Origin of the sequence: Aestuariivita sp. (genome assembly GCF_049276915.1) — a bacterium.
Lineage (GTDB): Bacteria > Pseudomonadota > Alphaproteobacteria > Rhodobacterales > Rhodobacteraceae > Aestuariivita.
The window spans coordinates 38,614-56,463 of the sequence record NZ_JBASXK010000076.1 but is presented as its reverse complement, the minus strand read 5'-3'; the positions used below and the strand labels follow the sequence as shown (position 1 = coordinate 56,463).

Genomic DNA, 17,850 nt, shown 5'->3' with positions numbered 1-17,850 from the left:
AACAGGATATTCACCATGTTCGAAGCGACAACACTTTCCACGTCCCGCCGTGCCTTTGAGGCTGCCCATCAAGAGCGCGCCCGCGCAATTAAAGGCGCATTCGCCTGGCTTTTCCCGTCGAAAACCTTGCGCTGAGGGGAGCCATCAGAAGGCCGGGTGAAACAGGAAAGGGCCGGATCCCACATGAGGTCCGGCCCTTTGCCATGGTCAAGACATGCTTACACGAAGAACTGAGCGCCGTTCGCCGAGATGGTCGAGCCGTTGATGAAACCGGCATCGTCCGACGCCAGGAAGGCGACGCAGCGCGCGATTTCTTCCGGTTCGCCCAGACGACCCGCGGGGATACCTGCGATGATCGATTCGCGGACCTTTTCCGGGATCGCCATGACCATTTCGGTCGCGATATAGCCCGGGCAGATGGCGTTGGCGGTGATGCCTGCACGTGCGCCTTCCTGGGCCAGCGACTTGATGATGCCCAGATCGCCGGCTTTGGTCGCTGCGTAATTGACCTGGGCGAACTGACCCTTTTGGCCGTTGATCGAACTGATCACGATGATGCGGCCGAATTTGCGTTCGCGCATGCCGGGCCAGATCGGGTGTACGGTGTTGAACACGCCGGTGAGATTGGTGTCGATCACCTCATGCCACATCTCGGGTGTCATTTTGTGGAAGGGCGCGTCGCGGGTGATGCCCGCATTGGCGACAACCACGTCGATCGGGCCAAGATCGGCCTCGACCTGTGCAATACCCGCCTTGGAACTGTCATAGTCGGCGACGTTCCATTTATAGGTCTTGATGCCGGTTTCTGCGGTGAACTTGGCCGCGGCCTCATCATTGCCGGCATAGGTCGCGGCGACCTCATAGCCTTCGGATTTCAGTTTTTTCGAGATGGCTTCGCCGATACCCCGGCTGCCGCCGGTGACAAGTGCTACACGGGCCATATTGGGCTCCTCCAAAATTCATTCAGTAACGTTGTTACGCCGGGGGAAGTTTCGGCGCAATAATATTTCGTGACGGATGTGGGATTAAGTTGGGTGGGGCGGAGCGCCTTGGCCCCCCGCCCGGCCGGATCAGTCGCGTTCGACGCAGAGCGCCACGCCCATGCCGCCGCCGATGCACAGCGTTGCAAGGCCTTTCTTGGCGTCGCGGCGCTTCATTTCGAACAGCAGGGTGTTGAGAACCCGCGCGCCAGATGCACCGATCGGGTGGCCGATGGCGATGGCACCGCCGTTGACGTTCACAATCGCCGGATCCCAGCCCATGTCCTTGTTCACGGCGCAGGCCTGTGCGGCAAAGGCTTCGTTGGCTTCCACCAGGTCAAGGTCTTCAACCTTCCAGCCGGCTTTTTCCAATGCCTTGCGCGAGGCATAGATCGGGCCGACGCCCATGATCGACGGGTCCAGACCGGCTGTGGCATAGGAGGCGATACGGGCCAAAGGCTCGATCCCGCGCTTTTCGGCATTCGCCGCGCTCATCAGCAACATGCCGGCGGCACCGTCGTTCAGGCCAGAGGCATTCGCGGCCGTGACCGAACCGTCCCGGGTGAAGGCGGGGCGCAGTTTCTGCATCGCTTCCATGGTCGCCCCGTGGCGGATGTATTCGTCGGCATCCATCACGATGTCGCCCTTGCGGGTCTTGATGGTGAATGGGATGATTTCATCCGCGAATTTGCCGGCCTTCTGAGCCGCTTCGGCCTTGTTTTGCGAGCCGACGGCGAATTCATCCTGCATGTCCCGGGTGATCTGCCACTGATCGGCCACGTTTTCGGCGGTCTGACCCATGTGATAGCCGTTGAAGGCATCCCACAGACCATCGCGGATCATCGTATCGATATAGGACATGTCACCCATCTTGTGACCAGCGCGCAGGTTCGCGGCATGGGGAGACATTGTCATGTTCTCCTGACCGCCGGCTGCGACGATCTCAGCATCACCCAGTTGGATATGCTGGGCGGCCAGCGCCACGGCGCGCAGGCCCGAGCCGCAGACCTGGTTGATGCTCCAGGCGGCGCTTTCCTTGGGCAGGCCTGCGTTGATATGGGCCTGGCGGGCGGGGTTCTGGCCCTGTGCGGCGGTCAGAACCTGACCGAGGATGGTCTCGGAGACTTCGCCTTTTTCGATGCCTGCGCGTTCTACGATGGCCTCGAGCACGGCTGCTCCCAGATCATGGGCGGGGGTGTTGGCGAAAGATCCGCCGAAGCTGCCGACGCCGGTGCGGGCGGCGGATGCGATTACGACATTGGTCATGTATCCTGTCCTCTAGGTCCTGTGTGCGACGGGACCGCTCCGGGGTACGAAAACCAGTCGAATTGGCGCGCACCCCTGATCCCCGCCTTCAGGTTGCTGATAACGCCTGAGTGCCGGAGCGGCAACAGTCAGGGTGTCTCAGGCAGGATGTGGCATCCGGGTTGTTTATCCGAACAGGCCGGGTTTGGGTTGCGGCAGCCAGGGCGGTCGCACGGTGGGCGCGCCATAGAGATAGCCCTGAAGGCAATCCGCCCCCGATGAGATCAGGAAATCGGCATCCGCCTTGGTTTCGACATTCTCGGCGATGACGAACATGTCGAACTGGCGGGCAACCGAGATCAGTGCCGCCGTGACCACCTGTTTGTCGGGATCGGCGTGGATGCCATTGATGAACTGGCCGTCCACCTTGACCATGTCGAAATAGAAATCCTTGAGATAGCGAATGGATGTCATGCCCGACCCAAAGTCATCCAGGGCAAAGCAAATGCCGTTGGATTGCAACTCGGCCATGAAACCGGTCACGATCTCGGGCACGGTCATTGCGGATGTTTCGCTGATCTCAAGGATCAGCCGTTCGCCCAGGGTGACATCCTGTTTGAGAAACCGCCCCAGGATCTGGCGCCAGCGGTTATAGCCGATCGAGCGGGCGGACATGTTGATCGAGAGCCGCAGTTTGGGATGCGCCTTAGCGCCTTGAGCCCGAGTTTGAGCGCCTTACAGTCCAGCATCCGGCCCAGTTCGCTTTCTTCGGCCTGCCCGATGAATTCACGGGCGGGAATGACGCGGCCGGTGGCGTCAAGCACGCGAATCAACCCCTCATAGAATGCCACCTGACCGGGTGCGCGCGCCTGCATTACCGGCTGAAAGGCCAACAGCACCTCATCCGCCTCAAGCGCGCGGCGCACGTTGCCCAGCACATCCCGGTCGCGCAGCTTGACGGCCATGTTCAGCGGGCTGTCGGCCCCGTCAGGCAGATCGGCGAACCGGGTTTTTCTGATCGGCATCGGCTGCCCCCTTGCGTTTCATCCCCCGCGCAGAATGGCGCATGCTCTGCTAACATCTGCTTAATGCCGGCGGTGGTTCCCATTTCAGCCAAAAGCTGGAAAAGTCTGGCCAACAGCAGGAGGGTGCGCATGGAACGTTGCGGCTGGGCCGGTCCGGAGCCGATTTATCTGGAGTATCACGACACCGAATGGGGGGTGCCGGAATATGACAGCCGCGCTTTGTGGGAAAAGCTGATCCTGGATGGGTTTCAGGCCGGTCTGAGCTGGATCACCATCCTGAAAAAGCGGGATAATTTCCGCGCCGCCTTTGCCGGGTTCGACCCGGATGTGATTGCAGGATGGGGCGAGGCGGATGTTCTGCGTCTGCTTGGCGATCCCGGCATCATTCGCCATCGCGGCAAGATCGAGGCGACCATCGGGAATGCACAGGCCTGGCAGCGGATCGAGGCCGACAGGGGGTTCGACCGCTTTCTATGGGACTATGTCGGTGGCAAGCCGCTGCGAAACACCTGGCACAGGCTGGAGGATGTGCCGGCCTTCACGCCACTGTCGACACAGATTTCCAAGGATCTGAAAAAGGCGGGCTTTCGGTTTTGCGGGCCGACGATCGTTTATGCATTCATGCAGGCGACCGGTCTGATCAATGACCATCTGGTGGGCTGTCCCTGTCATGACCGGGTGGCCGCGCTTGCACGTTGATCAGGGCGTGAAATCCCCGATCTGACCCATCAGCATATCTGCCCAGGCGGCATAGACTTCGGGACCGGGATGAAACCCGTCCTCGGCCATGTGATCGACACTGAGGTCGAACGCCAAGGATGTGACCGAGACCGCCGGATAGCTGTCGGCCAAACTGCGCAGATGGGTATCTAAGCGGCGCGCTTGGCGTCCCAACACCCAGCGCAGCGGGTGGGGCAGGAGCGGAAACTCACCCATGGGCGGCAGGCCGGACAGGCAGATATGACGCACTGCGAACGACTGCTGCAGGCGCAGGATCAGGCGTTCTTGTTGCGCAAGCCACACCCTGAGGGGCACGGCGCGGGTCACGTCATTCACCCCCAGGGCGACAACGGCGATGTCGAACCGCTCGGGCCCAAGCCGATCCAGTCGGGTCAGCGCGTCCCTGGTCGTGGCACCGGTTCGGGCTTCGAGCCGCCAGGTAACGCGATGGTTCTGGCCAAGACGTCGGACAAGCTGGCCGCTGAGCGCCTGATCCTGATGCGCGACGCCGACACCCGCAGCCGAGCTGTCTCCCAGAATCAGCAGTTTCAGCTCGGACCCGGTTCCGTCCTCTCCGAATCGTGGTCCTGCCGCTTCGGGCAGTTTGAGCGCGCGTCGGCGCACCTGAAGCGCCTGGACGATCAGAAGGGGAAACAGGCCGATCCGCGCGGGTATGTCGATCAGATAGTGGTTCATCGCGAGGCGGTTGTCCTGTGATCTTCGGGATGGTGGTCGCTGTCGCGCCCTCTCACGATTCCTGCGCGGTCGATCAGGAGGGCAAGCGCCATCTGCGCAGGGCCATGTGCGGTCATTGCGGATAGATCAGCTTTTGCCAGACCAGCCGTTCATCGCTGTCCAGATGAAGGTGGACACTGGGTGCGGTGTAGTCGTGGAACGTTATGGTCAGCCCGTGTGCTTCGTCGATCAGGTCGAAATCCAGCAGGTGACGCGCGGTGGTATCCGCGCCGGTGACCCAGAGCAGGCCCGGGCCATCCTGGGTCATCACAAGGGCGGCGCGGCTGTCATGGGTGATCCAGACAGAGCGCACCATGTCATCGGGAAAGTGGCGCGCCCATTGGGTGCGTGCATCGTCTTCATCAAGCTGGCGCGGTTTGGCCAGACCCGCGATCCAGGTCAGAAAAACGATGCCCGCGACTCCTCCGATCACCACTATGAGCAGGATTTCCAGCGGCATGCGCCCTCCTTGTGTCAGCGCAGTCAAGCGCAACAGGGCAAGCCTGTCAAAGAGCGCGTCGCGTCAGAGCTGCGTCCTGCGGTCCGTGCCGCGTCAGCCCCTGGGCTGTGCAAGGATCGCCGCGATGATCGCCTTGGCATTGTCGCTGGCCCAATCTGCGTCACCGCGCAGCCGCGCGATTTCGTTGCCGTCCGGGTCGATGATGACGGTGATCGGCAGGCCGAACACGCCCATTTCTCGGGCGACATTCTGTTTGGGGTCCTGATGGCGGGGCAGGTTGGTGATGCCGGTCTCGGCAAAGAACTTCACGATTCCCTGCGGCGAGTTGCGCCCCGTGGCCAGGGTCACGACCTCGAATGTCTCGCCGCCGAACTCATCCTGCAACTCGGACAGCATCGGCATTTCCTTGCGGCAGGGCGCGCACCATGTGGCCCAGAAATTCAGCAGGACATATTTCCCGCGATAGTCCGAGAGCCGGCCCTCGCCGGCGTCGTCTTCCAGGTTGAACGGCGCATCCGACACGGCCGTGGGTTCGCTGAGGAAAACCAGTTTCTTCATGTCTCCTTCGCGCATGGCTTCGATTGTGGACATATCGGCACCTGCAGTGTTTGCACCAAGCGCAAGCGAGGTGTAGAGCAGCGCGGCAAAGAGTTTTTTCATGATCCCTCCAAAAGGGCAGGCAAGATGAGCGACAATTCCTCGAACCAGATGTGGGGCGGCCGGTTTGCGGCAGGTCCGGACGCGATCATGGAGGCAATCAATGCCTCGATCGGGTTCGACCAACGCATGGCAGCGCAGGACATTGCAGGCTCAAGGGCCCACGCCGCGATGCTCGCCGCGCAAGGCATCATCAGTACTAGCGATGCCGAGGCGATCCGGGAAGGGCTGCTCACGGTCTTGTCAGAGATCCAGGCAGGCACATTCACCTTTTCCACCGCCCTGGAAGATATTCACATGAATGTCGAAGCACGTCTGAAGGATGTGATTGGCGAGCCTGCGGGCCGGTTGCACACGGGGCGGTCGCGCAATGATCAGGTGGCGACGGATTTCAAACTCTGGGTCCGTGATCAGCTGGATGCGGCGGATGCGGGGCTTTTGGCACTGATCCGCGCGCTGCTGGATCAGGCCGAGGCAGGGGCGGCATGGGTCATGCCGGGCTTTACGCATCTGCAAACCGCACAGCCCGTGACATGGGGCCATCACATGATGGCCTATGTCGAGATGTTCGGCCGTGATCTGTCGCGGGTGCGCGATGCACGGGTGCGGATGAACGAAAGCCCGCTGGGGGCTGCGGCACTTGCCGGAACGTCCTTTCCGATCGACCGCGAGGCAACGGCCAGCGCGCTGGGGTTTGACCGGCCCGCCGCCAATTCGCTGGATGCGGTGAGTGACCGGGATTTCGCGCTGGAGTTCCTGAGCACCGCCTCGATCTGCGCCATGCATCTGAGCCGCTTTGCCGAAGAGCTGGTGATCTGGTCCTCGGCCCAGTTCCGCTTTGTGACACTGTCGGATCGGTTCTCGACCGGTTCCTCGATCATGCCGCAAAAGAAAAACCCCGATGCGGCCGAGCTGATCCGCGCCAAGGTCGGGCGCATCTTTGGTGCGAATACCGCGTTGATGATGGTGATGAAGGGGCTGCCGCTGGCCTATTCCAAGGATATGCAGGAAGACAAGGAACAGGTCTTTGATGCAGCGGACAACTGGATGCTTGCGCTGGCGGCGATGGAAGGCATGGTCAGGGACATGACCGCCAACCGCGACAGCCTTGCCGCCGCAGCCGGGGCGGGATTTTCGACCGCGACCGATCTGGCGGACTGGCTGGTGCGGGTTTTGGGGATGCCGTTCCGGGATGCCCATCACGTCACCGGAAGCCTTGTGGCGCTGGCGGAATCCAACGGCTGTGACCTGCCCGACCTGAGCCTTGCGCAGATGCAGTCCGTCCATGCCGAGATCACAAATGATGTGTTCGATGTGCTTGGCGTTGAAAACTCGGTCAACTCACGCACATCCTACGGGGGCACCGCACCCGTACAGGTGCGCGCCCAGATCGCCCGTTGGAGAGAGGGTTTGGGATGACACGTCTGATTGTCGCGGGGCTTTGCATGGCGACGCTGGCGGCTTGTGAGCCTGCCAGGGGCTCGTATGATCGTGCAGGACCTGCGCCCCAATCCAGTGTTGAATCCGGTGTCCGCATCAGCGGTTCGGTCCGCGTTGGCGCATCAAGGAGTTGGTGATGAAACATGTGACGTCAGTTCTGTTGTGCGCCATGGTGCTGAGCGCCTGCGGTGCCGATGGTGAGCCGCAACAACCGGTGCCAAGCGATGGCACAACAGGGGTTCCCGTTTCCGGGACGGCCTGGACGGGAATGGCGGTTGGCGACAGCGGAACGCGTGGCTTTGGCGGCATCGCCTTGAACAATGGACCTGTCACACTGGCGCTGGGATTTTGATCACCATGTCACCTCTGAGAATGATTTATCTGGCGCTTGCCATCTGGGGCGCAATCCATCCGATGTATTACTTCATCACGTGGTTCAACGAAAATGGCTTTGATATCATGGCCATGGTCGATGCCTGGCATGTCAATGCGGCCACCAGCGGACTGGTGTGGGATCTGACGATCGCGGCCGTCACCCTGACGGTCTTCGTCATTGCCGAGGTTGCCGTGCGCCGCAACTGGATCGGCCTGATCGCCATTCCGGCAACCTTCTGCATCGGGGTCAGCTGTGGTTTGCCGCTGTACCTGTTCTTGCGCTCGCGCCCGGTGACCTGAGCTCATGGATCATTTCCTGTATCGCGACGGGGTTCTGTACGCCGAAGACGTGCCCGTGGCCGAGATTGCCGCGCAGGTCGGCACGCCGTTTTACGTCTATTCCACCGCGACGCTCTTGCGCCACTTCCGCCTTTTCGACGAAGCGCTTGCGGGGATGGACCATCTGGTGTGCTACGCCATGAAAGCCGCAAGCAACCAGGCGATCCTCAGGACCCTTGCCGCGGCGGGGGCGGGGATGGATGTGGTATCGGCTGGCGAATATCTCAGGGCCAAGGCCGCCGGCGTGCCCGGAGAGCGAATCGTTTTCTCGGGTGTGGGCAAGACGGCGGATGAGATTCGCCTCGCGCTGGAGGGTGGGATCCGCCAGTTCAACGTCGAATCCGAGCCCGAGATGGAGCTTCTGAGCGCGATTGCCTCGAAAATGGGCAAAACCGCGCCGATCACCATTCGCGTCAATCCGGATGTTGATGCCAAGACCCATGCCAAGATCGCCACGGGCAAATCCGAGAACAAGTTCGGCATTCCGATTGCGCGCGCGCGTGAGGTCTATGCCCTTGCCGCATCGCTGCCCGGCCTCGAGGTGATCGGCATCGATGTGCATATCGGCAGCCAGTTGACCGACCTCGCACCTTATGAGCTGGCCTATAAGAAGGTGGCGGAACTGACCGGGGTTCTGCGGGCCGACGGGCATGATATCCGCCGTCTGGATCTGGGGGGCGGGCTGGGTATTCCCTATGAGCGCAGCAACCTGGCTCCGCCTTTGCCATCCGAGTACGGCGCGCTTGTGGAACGCACCGTAGGCCACCTGGGCTGTGAAATCGAGATCGAGCCGGGCCGTCTGATCGTGGGAAATGCGGGCATTCTGGTGAGCGAAGTCATCTATGTGAAATCCGGTGAAGGGCGGGATTTCCTGATCCTTGACGGGGCCATGAATGACCTGATCCGTCCGGCCATGTACGAGGCCTATCACGACATCATTCCTGTGGTCGAACCCGAGGCCGGGGCCGAGCAGGTGCCTTTCGACATCGTCGGTCCTGTCTGCGAATCGGGCGATACCTTCGCGCGCCAGCGCATGATGCCACCGCTGGCATCGGGCGACCTTGTGGCCTTCCGCAGCGCCGGAGCCTATGGCGCGGTGATGGCCAGCGAGTACAATTCGCGCCCTCTGGTGCCCGAAGTTCTGGTGCATGGAGATCAATTCGCGGTTATCCGCGCAAGACCAACCTTTGACGAAATGATCAATCGCGATACCATTCCAGAGTGGCTGTAACGCTATCCCGCATTATCGCCGGTTCGGAGACCGCAATGAGCGAACCCAAAACGTCCGCTCAGGACCCTGTTCTGAGAAAGCTGCGCCTGCCTTTGGCGCTTACGCGCCTTGGCATGGTGGCCGAGCGTGCGTTGCGCAGTTTCTGGCCCCTGTTCACCGTCGTGATGCTGGTCATGGCGGCCCTGATGCTGGGCCTGCAGGATGTTCTGGCGGTCGAAGCGGTCTGGGCCGCAGCGGTTCTGTCCGTCCTTGGGGCATTGGTTGCCTTTGGCTATGGGGTGCGCGCCTTTCGGGTGCCGACCCGGACCGAGGCGTTGGCCCGGCTGGACGAAAGCCTGCCGGGACGTCCGATTCAGGCCTTGATGGATCAGCAGGCCATCGGCGTGAACGATGCCGCCTCTGCCGCGGTGTGGCGCGCCCATCAGCAGCGCATGGCGCGCAGGATGGAAGCGGCGCGCGCGGTCAAACCGAATCTGCGGATTGCCGAACGCGACCCCTTTGCGGTGCGCTATGTGGCCATTCTGGCTTTTGCGGTTGCGCTTATCTTCGGTTCGATCCTGCGGGTGGGCTCGGTTGCGGATATGGCACCGGGCAGCGCGCAGGCGGCCGCCGGTCCCAGCTGGGAAGGCTGGGCCGAGCCGCCGCGCTATACCGGGCTGCCGACGATCTATCTGCCGGACATCACGGATGAGAGGGTCTCGTTGCCCGAAGGCACGCGCATCACCATCCGCATGTATGGCGAGCCGGGCGCGCTGACGCTGGCGGAAACCGTCTCGGGACGCATTGGCGAGGTGCCTTCCGCTGCTGATCCGGTGCAGGATTTCGTCATCGCCCGTGACGGTGAACTGAGCATCAATGGTCCCGGCGGGCGCGGCTGGAGCGTCGTGATGATCGAAGATGCAGCCCCCGAGATCGCAGTCTCGGGCATCGCCGAAGCCGGCGCGATGGGTGAGATGACTTTGCCCTTCACGGCCAGCGATGACTATGGCGTGGAAATGGGCGAAGCGGTGATTTCTCTGGATCTGGCTGCGGTGCAGCGGCGCTATGGGTTGGCGACGGAGCCCGAAGCACGCGAGAGCATCACGCTTCCGTTGCCCATGCCGATCGCCGGTGATCGCGACGCCTTCACGGAAAACCTGATCGAGGATTTCTCTCAGCACCCATGGGCGAACCTGCCGGTCACCATCTCGTTGTCGGCCAGCGATGCGGCGGGCAATACCACGATCGGCGAACCGGTCGCGACACCGCTTCCGGCGCGCCGGTTCTTTGATCCGATGGCCGCAACTGTCGCCGAACAGCGCCGCGATCTGCTGTGGACGCGCGAGAATGCAACGCGTGTGTCTCAGGTCTTGCGGGCGGTCTCGCACCGGCCTGATGGGCTTTTCCGCTCGGAAACCGCCTATCTGCGCTTGCGGGTGATCCTGCGGCGCCTTGAGACGCAGACGCAGATCGGTCTGACCCCCGAGGTGCGCGACGAGATCGCCGCGGCCCTGTGGGATCTGGCTGTTCTGCTTGAGGAGGGCGATCTGAGCGATGCTTTGGAACGCATGCGGCGCGCGCAGGAGCGGCTGAGCGAAGCCATGCGCAACGGTGCTTCGGATCAGGAGATCGCCGAGTTGATGCAGGAACTGCGCGAAGCAACGGATGACTACATGCGCCAGTTGTCTCGTCAGGCCCAGCAGGACGGCCAGCAGGGCGAGCAGGGTCAGCAACAAAGCGGCGAAAACGCGATGCAGATGACGCAGGACGATCTGCAACGCATGATGGACCGGATTCAGGAGCTGATGGAGCAGGGCCGCATGGCTGAAGCCCAGCAGGCGCTGGAGGAATTCCAGCGGATGATGGAAAACATGCGCGTCACGCAAGGGCAGGGCCAGAGCGGCCAGTCCGAGGGTCAGCGCGCCATGGAAGGTCTGGCCGAGACGCTGCGCGAACAGCAGGGCCTGTCGGATCAGGCGTTCCGCGATCTGCAGGAACAGTTCAATCCCGGCGCAAACGCGGGTGAGAATGAAGGCAATGAAGGCCGCAGTGGCGGTCAGGGTCGCGGAGTTCAGCACGAGGGCCAGAGCGGCGAAGGCCAGGGACAACAGCAGGGTCAGGGTCAGGCGCAGGGGCAGGGGCAGGGCAATCAACAACCCGGTCAGAACGGTGAAAACGGCGGCGAAGGCGGGCTTGAGGAAAACCTTGCGCAGCGCCAGCGCGAATTGCGTGATGAACTGCGCCGCCAACAGGGCCAGTTGCCCGGTGCGGGCACCGCCGAAGGCGACGCGGCACGCGACGCTCTGGACCGCGCGGGGCGTGCCATGGAAGGTGCCGAAGAGGCGCTGCGCGGCGATAACCTGGCCGAAGCGATCGACCAGCAGTCCGAAGCCATGGAGGCCCTGCGTGAAGGCATGCGTTCACTGGGCGAAGCCATGGCTCAGCAACAGCAGGAAGGCCAGCCGGGTCAGGGTATGGAAGGCGCGGACATGCGCGGCCAGAACCGTGATCCGCTGGGCCGCAACGCCGGATCGAACGGCACTATCGGGACCGACGAGGGCCTGTTGCAGGGCGAGGACGTCTATCGCCGCGCGCGCGACCTGCTGGACGAGATCCGCCGCCGTTCAGGCGACGGGGAACGCCCGGATGTCGAATTGGATTATCTCAAGCGGTTGCTTGAACGGTTCTGATGCCAGAGCATGCAGCGTGTCGCCCAAGGGGCGGCACGTCAGTTCGTCAGGGCATGAACGCGCTGAGTTGCTCATTGAGCCACATGCGCAGCTGATCCACTGCCAGCACATAGGAATTCAATGCGGACCCCAGCGCCGGAACCGCCTCGGCGATGCGCGGGGCGTTCGCATAGATCAGCACCAGAATGACCATGATCAGCAATGGAATGGCAAAGCCACGGGCGAAACCGCTTTTGCGCGGTTCGTCGTCCATCGCGCCCCTGTCGTGATCCTGAACCCCTGCGGGGGCGTTGGAGGGGCGCAGGCTTGAATTGATCTCATCAATATCGGGCAACCGATCCCGCCGGGATGGTTGCGCGGTCGCCGCGGCTGCGGCTGCGGCGGCTGCAACCGCCTCCTCGACTTTCATGTCCGCGTCGGGGCCTTTCAGCCGCTCCATACGGCTGCGTGCCTCATAGGCGCGACGCTCGGCATCATCCGCAGTATCGTCGAGCCCCAGATCAGGTTGTGTTTCCAGGCTCGAGCTTTCTCGGGCGCGCAACTGGGCCTCATGCTCGGCTTCTTCCTTCAGGATGTCGGTGACCTCGGGGTCAAGGCTGCGCCGCGCCGGTGCGGGCGCAGGTGACGGGGTCTGATCGGGCATGGTGGCGGTGTCATCGCCCTTATCCTCGTCCTCGTGATGGACCTCATCGGCGAGGTCTGCCTTGTGGGATTCGGGTTCGGGAGGGGTCTCGCCCAGATCTGCGAGCGCGCTGCGCAGTTCCTCGGGATCGGGCCGGGTCGGTTCGGGGTTCATGGCATCGCCATGCGGCTGAAACCACGTTGTTCCGCAATTGGAACATTGCACATCCCGTCCATCCTTCGGGATTACATCATCGGGTACTTCGTATTGCGCGCCGCAATTCGGACATGTCAGCCGCATCCTGCCCTCTCGTTGCAAAAACTACTGTTTTGCCTACCCAAGTTTCTTTTTATTTGAGCATAGGTGTTTACGGCAAAAGAAAAAAGGGTGCAATTGGCAAGTCTTTCCCAGCGTTGCCGATCTGCCCAAGACGGATTGAATCCGGGCAGTCTCTCAGGCACAACAGGTCGAACCATCCAAGGAAGCGGCGCACGTGATCGAGCTGGAAAATGTAGCCTATAGCTATGGCGGAGGTGAGTTGTTGAGCGACATCTCGGTGCGCTTGCAGCCGGGTTCGTTTCACTTTCTGACCGGGCCATCGGGGTCTGGAAAAACAACGCTGCTCAAGCTGTGTTATGGCGCGCTTTTGGCCACGGCGGGCAGCGTGAAGGTATTTGACACCGAAATGCGCAGTCTGGATCGCGACCAGATAGCGCTGATGCGCCGGCGCATCGGTGTCGTGCATCAGGATTGCCGGTTTCTGGATCATTTTCCGGTCGATGAAAACATCGCGCTTCCCCTCACGGTGTCGGGGCGTGATCTGGCACAGGCGGCGGGAAACCTGTCCGAGCTCATGTCCTGGGTCGGGCTGAATGATCGGGCCAGTGCCCTGCCGCCAGAGCTGTCTGGTGGGGAAAGGCAGAGGGCCGCTCTGGCGCGTGCGCTGATCATGTCACCGGATGTGATCCTTGCAGATGAGCCGACGGGCAATGTCGATTGGGAGATGTCCCAGCGCCTGCTGCATTTGCTGGTGGAACTGAACCGGATGGGCAAAACCGTTCTGATCGCCAGCCATGATCTGCAACTGATCCGCGCGGCCAAGGCGCAGGTGCAGGCCCGCGTGCTGCGCATCTCGAACCGTCGCCTCCAGCTTGCGGGGGCGGATCTGTGAACCTGAGCAACCTGACTTCGGTGCTGGCCCCGGACAACCATGCAGACCGCGTGGTGCCACCGACCGGGTTTACCGCAAATCTCACGCTGTTCGCCGCCGGGGCGATGGCCTTTCTGGCGGTGTTCGCCTTGGCGCTGTCTCTGGCGGCGGGACGTCTTGCGGATCGCTGGGCCGAGGAACTGGCGCGCAGTGCCACGTTGCGCATCAGTGCCCCCGCCGATCAGATGATCACGCAGACCGATGCGGCGTTGCGCGTGCTGCGCCAGACCCCGGGCGTGGCCAGCGCCCGCGCGCTGAGCGATGCGGAACAGTCCGCGCTGCTGGCGCCGTGGTTCGGAGCGGATCTGCCGCTGGATCAACTTCCGGTGCCGCGCCTGATCGAAGTGATCGAGACCGCCGAGGGCTATGATGCGCAGGGGCTGCGCCTGCGGTTGTCGGCCGAGGTGCCCGGTGCGGTTCTGGATGACCATACGCGCTGGCGCCGCCCCCTAGTGGAGGCTGCCGGCACGCTGCGCAGGCTGGGGTTCTTTTCGATCCTTCTGATCACCGGTGCGATGGCGGCGATGATCACGCTGGCGGCCAATTCGGCCCTTTCGGCCAATGGGCAGGTCATCGAGGTGATGCGGCTGGTGGGCGCACGCGACAGCACCATCGCGCGCGCCTTCGTGCGCCGCTTTACCCTGCGCGCGCTGATCGGGGCGACGGTTGGCATGCTGGCGGGCGTTCTTGCCGTGTCTCTCTTGCCGTCCACATCCGAGGCCGGCGATTTCCTCACGGGGCTTGGCTTTGAGGGCATGGGCTGGTTCGCACCGCTGTTGATCCCGGTTCTGGGAGCCGTCGTGGCCTTTGGTGCAACGCGCTATGCGGCCGGGCGCACGCTCAGGGGGTTGAGCTGATGCCATTTGCGATACGCTGGGTCGTTTCCCTGATCTATGTGGTGCAGATCTATCTGGCGATGCTGGTGATCGGCCTGCTGTTTGCGCCCTATGCTCTGGTGTCGCGCAACGGGGCCTTTGCGGCCTGCAAGACCTATTGCCGCTGGGTGTTCTGGACTGCGCGCTGGATGGTGGGCATCCGCACCGAAGTGCGCGGTGTCGTGCCCACCGGCGAAGTGATGATCGCGGCCAAACATCAATCCTTTCTGGACATCATGATGATCTTCAACGCCGTGCCGCGTGGAAAATTCATCATGAAGCGTGAGCTGCTCTGGACGCCGGTCATCGGGATCTATGCCAAGCGCCTTGGATGTGTGCCGGTCAATCGCGGCAAGCGCGGTGCGGCGATTGCCAAGATGGTGCGGGACGTGGCGCGCGAGTTCTCCGATCCGGGCCAGTTGATCATCTATTCCCAGGGCACGCGCGTCGCGCCGGGCGACAAGGTGCCCTACAAGGTGGGCACCGGCGTGCTCTATCAGGAGCTGGACCAGACCTGCGTGCCGGCGGCGACAAATGTCGGTCTGTTCTGGCCGCGCAAGGGTATCCTGCGCAACCCGGGCCTTGCGGTCGTGGAATTCCTCGAGCCGGTCGCGCCGGGCAAGGATCGGCTGCAATTCATGGCCGATCTGGAGCAGGCGGTCGAGACGCGTTCGGATGCTCTGATGGCGGAGGCGGGGTTTCAGGCAGATGGATCACATCGATAGTATCGAGGCTCTGGAAGCGCTTTATGGCAGCCCGGGAGCGCCGGCGCTGCGCAAGGTGGCGGGCCAGCTTACACCGCTTTACCGGCAGTGGATCATGGCCTCGCGGTTTTGCATGCTGACCACGGTCGGACCTGATGGCAGCGATGGCAGCCCGCGCGGAGATGATGGCCCGGTGGTTCTGGAACTGGATCCGGGCACCCTGGCGATGCCCGATTGGCGGGGTAACAACCGTCTGGATTCATTGCGCAATATCGTGCTGGACGGGCGTGTGTCACTGATGTTCATGGTGCCCGGGTCGAACACGGTTGTGCGGGCGAACGGGCAGGCGCGGCTGACATCGGATGCAGCGCTTCGGGCCCGGTTTGAGCGCAATGATCGCCAGCCTGCCACGGTGATCGTGATCGCGATATCCGAAGTCTATACGCAATGCGCCCGTGCCCTGATGCGCGCGGGTCTGTGGACGCGCGATGACAGCGCGGGCCTGCCGACGCCGGGCGAGATTCTGGCCGAGATCAGCCAGGGCGCAGAGGGCGGCGCGCCCTATGATGCGGCCTGGCATGCGCGGGCGCTGCGCACCATGTGGTAGCGCCGGGGGGTTCTACCCCCCGAACCCCCCGGGGTATTTCAGACCAGAAAGAAGCCGGTGGGCCCGAAGGCCCTGGTCAGCTGTGGATGGGGCCGTCGCCGCAGGCAAGGGCGGCTTCGCGCACGGCTTCCGAATAGGTCGGGTGGGCGTGGCAGGTCATGGCCAGGTCTTCGGCGGAGGCACCGAACTCCATCGCGACGCAGATTTCATGGATCAGATCGCCGGCGGCGGGGCCGATGATATGGGCCCCCAGGATGCGATCGCTGTTCTTGTCGGCGAGGATCTTGACGAAACCGTCGGCGGCGAAATTGGCTTTGGCGCGTCCGTTGCCCATGAAGGAGAACTTTCCGACCTTGTAGCTGCATCCCCGTTCTTTCAGGGATTCCTCGGTCTCTCCGACATTGGCGACTTCGGGGTGGGTGTAGATCACGCCGGGAATCACGCCATAGTTCACATGGCCATGTTTGCCCGCCACCTGTTCGGCGGCGGCCATGCCTTCGTCTTCGGCCTTGTGGGCCAGCATCGGGCCGTCGATGCAATCGCCGATCGCATAGATGCCGGGGATGTTGGTTTGCCAGTCCTTGCCGACCTTGATCTGGCCACGCGGGGAGGTGTCGATGCCGAGTGCGTCGAGGCCGAGCCCGTCGGTATAGGGGCGCCGGCCGGTGGCGACAAGGACGACGTCGGCATCCAGCGTGTGCTCACTGTCATCCTTGCGCAGTTTATAGGTGAGTGTGGCTTTGGATCTGGTTGTTTCCACCTTTTGGACGGCAGCACCCATGATGAAGTTGAGCCCTTGTTTAGCAAGCAACCTTTGGAAGGTTTTCTGGACTTCGCCATCCATGCCGGGGGTGACCACGTCGAGGTATTCCACGACCGTGACCTTCGAGCCGAGGCGCTTGTAGACCGAGCCGAGTTCGAGGCCGATCACGCCTGCGCCGATCACCGCCAGATGTTTGGGAACCTTGCCCAGTTCCAGCGCGCCTGTGGAGGTCACGACGGTCTTTTCGTCGATCTCGACGCCGGGCAATGCGGCGGGTTCGGAGCCGGATGCGATGATGATGTTGCTGGCTGTGTGGATGGTGTCAGCGACCTTGACCTGGCCTGCGGCGGGGATCGTGGCCCAGCCTTTGATCCAGTCTATCTTGTTCTTCTTGAACAGAAATTCGATACCCTTGGTGTTCTGGGCAATGGTGTCGTCCTTATAGGCGAGCATCTGTTTCCAGTCGACCGTGGGGGATTTGCCTTTCAGGCCCATGGCGGCAAAGTTGTGTTCCGCCTCATGCAGCATATGCGAGGCGTGCAGCAGGGCCTTGGAGGGGATGCAGCCCACGTTGAGGCAGGTGCCGCCCAGGGTTTCGCGGCCTTCGACACAGGCCACCTTGAGGCCCAGTTGCGCGCAGCGGATGGCACAGACATAGCCGCCGGGGCCAGAGCCGATGATGATCACGTCATAATTTGCCATAGCGTTGGTCCTTTTGTCTGGCGGAGCCGGGGGCGCTGCCCCCGGACCCCCGGGAATATTTGGAGCAAGATGAAGATCACAGCAGGGCTGCGATCAGCATGAAGAGCGTGGCGAAAAACCCCACCGCCCAGATGATCGAACGCCAGGGCCGCCAGCCGAAGGCATAGGCCGGCAGGTAGAGCACGCGCGCGCCCAGATAGGCCCAGGCGCAGCCGGCGGTGAACGGCGTTGAGGCTTCGCCCAGCGTGACGACCACGCAGGCGATGGTGAAGAGGATCAGCCCCTCGAAATGGTTGTTGAGCGCCCGCTGCAGGCGGCCCGTCATCACCGACAGGTCGCGCGAGGGAGGCCGGTCGCGTGGCCCGGAGGTGTATCCGGGGCCGAGATCGCGGTTCGCCGGAATCGCAAACAGCACGAATTGCCCGATCTGAAACAGGGCGGCGAGGGTGAGGGCGGTGAGTTCGGGGGTCATGACCTGGCTCTTTGTCCGT

Annotated in this window: 18 protein-coding genes and 1 pseudogene; 10 read left to right on the top strand and 9 right to left on the bottom strand. The window is 62.6% G+C overall.

Annotation, left to right across the window (positions count from 1 at the left end):
- Positions 1-218: 218 nt before the first annotated feature.
- The 3 genes and pseudogenes from phbB to WAO69_RS08115 form a co-directional block, all read right to left on the bottom strand.
- Positions 219-941, bottom strand: coding sequence for an acetoacetyl-CoA reductase (gene phbB, locus WAO69_RS08125; RefSeq protein WP_422177867.1), 723 nt, complete (start codon positions 939-941; stop codon positions 219-221).
- Between the two features lie 129 nt (positions 942-1,070).
- On the bottom strand, positions 1,071-2,246 hold the full coding sequence (locus tag WAO69_RS08120) for an acetyl-CoA C-acetyltransferase (protein WP_422177865.1): 1,176 nt from the start codon (positions 2,244-2,246) through the stop codon (positions 1,071-1,073).
- A gap of 165 nt (positions 2,247-2,411) precedes the next feature.
- A pseudogene (locus WAO69_RS08115) lies at positions 2,412-3,250 on the bottom strand (EAL domain-containing protein).
- Between the two features lie 129 nt (positions 3,251-3,379).
- Here WAO69_RS08115 and WAO69_RS08110 point away from each other — a divergent pair.
- Positions 3,380-3,949 (top strand): DNA-3-methyladenine glycosylase I, encoded by a 570-nt coding sequence (locus WAO69_RS08110; RefSeq protein ID WP_422177863.1) that lies wholly within the window; start codon positions 3,380-3,382, stop codon positions 3,947-3,949.
- Here WAO69_RS08110 and WAO69_RS08105 read toward each other — a convergent pair whose 3' ends face one another.
- The 3 genes from WAO69_RS08105 to WAO69_RS08095 form a co-directional block, all read right to left on the bottom strand.
- Complete coding sequence (locus WAO69_RS08105) at positions 3,950-4,666, bottom strand: SGNH/GDSL hydrolase family protein (protein ID WP_422177861.1); 717 nt, start codon at positions 4,664-4,666, stop codon at positions 3,950-3,952. It lies immediately after the preceding gene.
- Between the two features lie 112 nt (positions 4,667-4,778).
- The gene (locus WAO69_RS08100; protein ID WP_422177859.1) at positions 4,779-5,165 is read right to left on the bottom strand and encodes a hypothetical protein; all 387 of its coding nucleotides are present in this window, start codon (positions 5,163-5,165) and stop codon (positions 4,779-4,781) included.
- 93 nt (positions 5,166-5,258) lie between these two features.
- Positions 5,259-5,825 carry a TlpA disulfide reductase family protein gene (locus tag WAO69_RS08095; RefSeq protein WP_422177857.1) on the bottom strand — a complete coding sequence of 189 codons (567 nt, stop codon included), beginning with the start codon at positions 5,823-5,825 and terminating at the stop codon, positions 5,259-5,261.
- Between the two features lie 24 nt (positions 5,826-5,849).
- Between WAO69_RS08095 and argH the strand changes: the two genes are divergently transcribed.
- The 5 genes from argH to WAO69_RS08070 all read left to right on the top strand — a co-directional run bounded on the left by argH (position 5,850) and on the right by WAO69_RS08070 (position 11,876).
- Positions 5,850-7,241 carry an argininosuccinate lyase gene (argH, locus tag WAO69_RS08090; protein WP_422177855.1) on the top strand — a complete coding sequence of 464 codons (1,392 nt, stop codon included), beginning with the start codon at positions 5,850-5,852 and terminating at the stop codon, positions 7,239-7,241.
- Between the two features lie 157 nt (positions 7,242-7,398).
- Positions 7,399-7,614: a hypothetical protein gene (locus WAO69_RS08085; protein ID WP_422177853.1), complete on the top strand. Its 216-nt coding sequence runs from the start codon at positions 7,399-7,401 to the stop codon at positions 7,612-7,614.
- Between the two features lie 5 nt (positions 7,615-7,619).
- Positions 7,620-7,937: a DUF2834 domain-containing protein gene (locus WAO69_RS08080; RefSeq protein ID WP_422177851.1), complete on the top strand. Its 318-nt coding sequence runs from the start codon at positions 7,620-7,622 to the stop codon at positions 7,935-7,937.
- Between the two features lie 4 nt (positions 7,938-7,941).
- Entirely contained in the window at positions 7,942-9,207 is a 1,266-nt protein-coding gene (lysA, locus tag WAO69_RS08075; RefSeq protein WP_422177849.1) for a diaminopimelate decarboxylase, read from the top strand.
- A 35-nt stretch (positions 9,208-9,242) separates the two neighbouring features.
- Positions 9,243-11,876, top strand: a complete 2,634-nt coding sequence (locus tag WAO69_RS08070) for a TIGR02302 family protein (RefSeq protein WP_422177847.1) — start codon at positions 9,243-9,245, stop codon at positions 11,874-11,876.
- 46 nt (positions 11,877-11,922) lie between these two features.
- Here the strand turns inward: WAO69_RS08070 and WAO69_RS08065 are convergent, their stop codons facing one another.
- Positions 11,923-12,798, bottom strand: a complete 876-nt coding sequence (locus WAO69_RS08065) for a zinc-ribbon domain-containing protein (RefSeq protein ID WP_422177845.1) — start codon at positions 12,796-12,798, stop codon at positions 11,923-11,925.
- A gap of 193 nt (positions 12,799-12,991) precedes the next feature.
- On the opposite strand from WAO69_RS08065, the gene WAO69_RS08060 reads away from it, so the two are divergent.
- From WAO69_RS08060 to WAO69_RS08045, 4 genes are read left to right on the top strand one after another with little or no spacing between them, the layout of a single operon-like run.
- Complete coding sequence (locus tag WAO69_RS08060; RefSeq protein WP_422177843.1) at positions 12,992-13,669, top strand: cell division ATP-binding protein FtsE; 678 nt, start codon at positions 12,992-12,994, stop codon at positions 13,667-13,669.
- Complete coding sequence (locus tag WAO69_RS08055) at positions 13,666-14,565, top strand: cell division protein FtsX (protein WP_422177841.1); 900 nt, start codon at positions 13,666-13,668, stop codon at positions 14,563-14,565. The genes WAO69_RS08060 and WAO69_RS08055 overlap by 4 nt, the downstream gene beginning before the upstream one ends.
- Positions 14,565-15,308: a lysophospholipid acyltransferase family protein gene (locus tag WAO69_RS08050; RefSeq protein ID WP_422177839.1), complete on the top strand. Its 744-nt coding sequence runs from the start codon at positions 14,565-14,567 to the stop codon at positions 15,306-15,308. The genes WAO69_RS08055 and WAO69_RS08050 overlap by 1 nt, the downstream gene beginning before the upstream one ends.
- Positions 15,292-15,894 (top strand): pyridoxamine 5'-phosphate oxidase family protein, encoded by a 603-nt coding sequence (locus tag WAO69_RS08045; RefSeq protein WP_422177837.1) that lies wholly within the window; start codon positions 15,292-15,294, stop codon positions 15,892-15,894. The genes WAO69_RS08050 and WAO69_RS08045 overlap by 17 nt, the downstream gene beginning before the upstream one ends.
- Before the next feature lie 76 nt (positions 15,895-15,970).
- Here WAO69_RS08045 and lpdA read toward each other — a convergent pair whose 3' ends face one another.
- A complete protein-coding gene (gene lpdA, locus WAO69_RS08040; RefSeq protein ID WP_422177835.1) occupies positions 15,971-17,359 on the bottom strand; it encodes a dihydrolipoyl dehydrogenase in 1,389 nt (462 codons plus the stop codon).
- A 76-nt stretch (positions 17,360-17,435) separates the two neighbouring features.
- Complete coding sequence (locus tag WAO69_RS08035; RefSeq protein ID WP_422177833.1) at positions 17,436-17,831, bottom strand: MAPEG family protein; 396 nt, start codon at positions 17,829-17,831, stop codon at positions 17,436-17,438.
- Between the last annotated feature and the right edge of the window lie 19 nt (positions 17,832-17,850).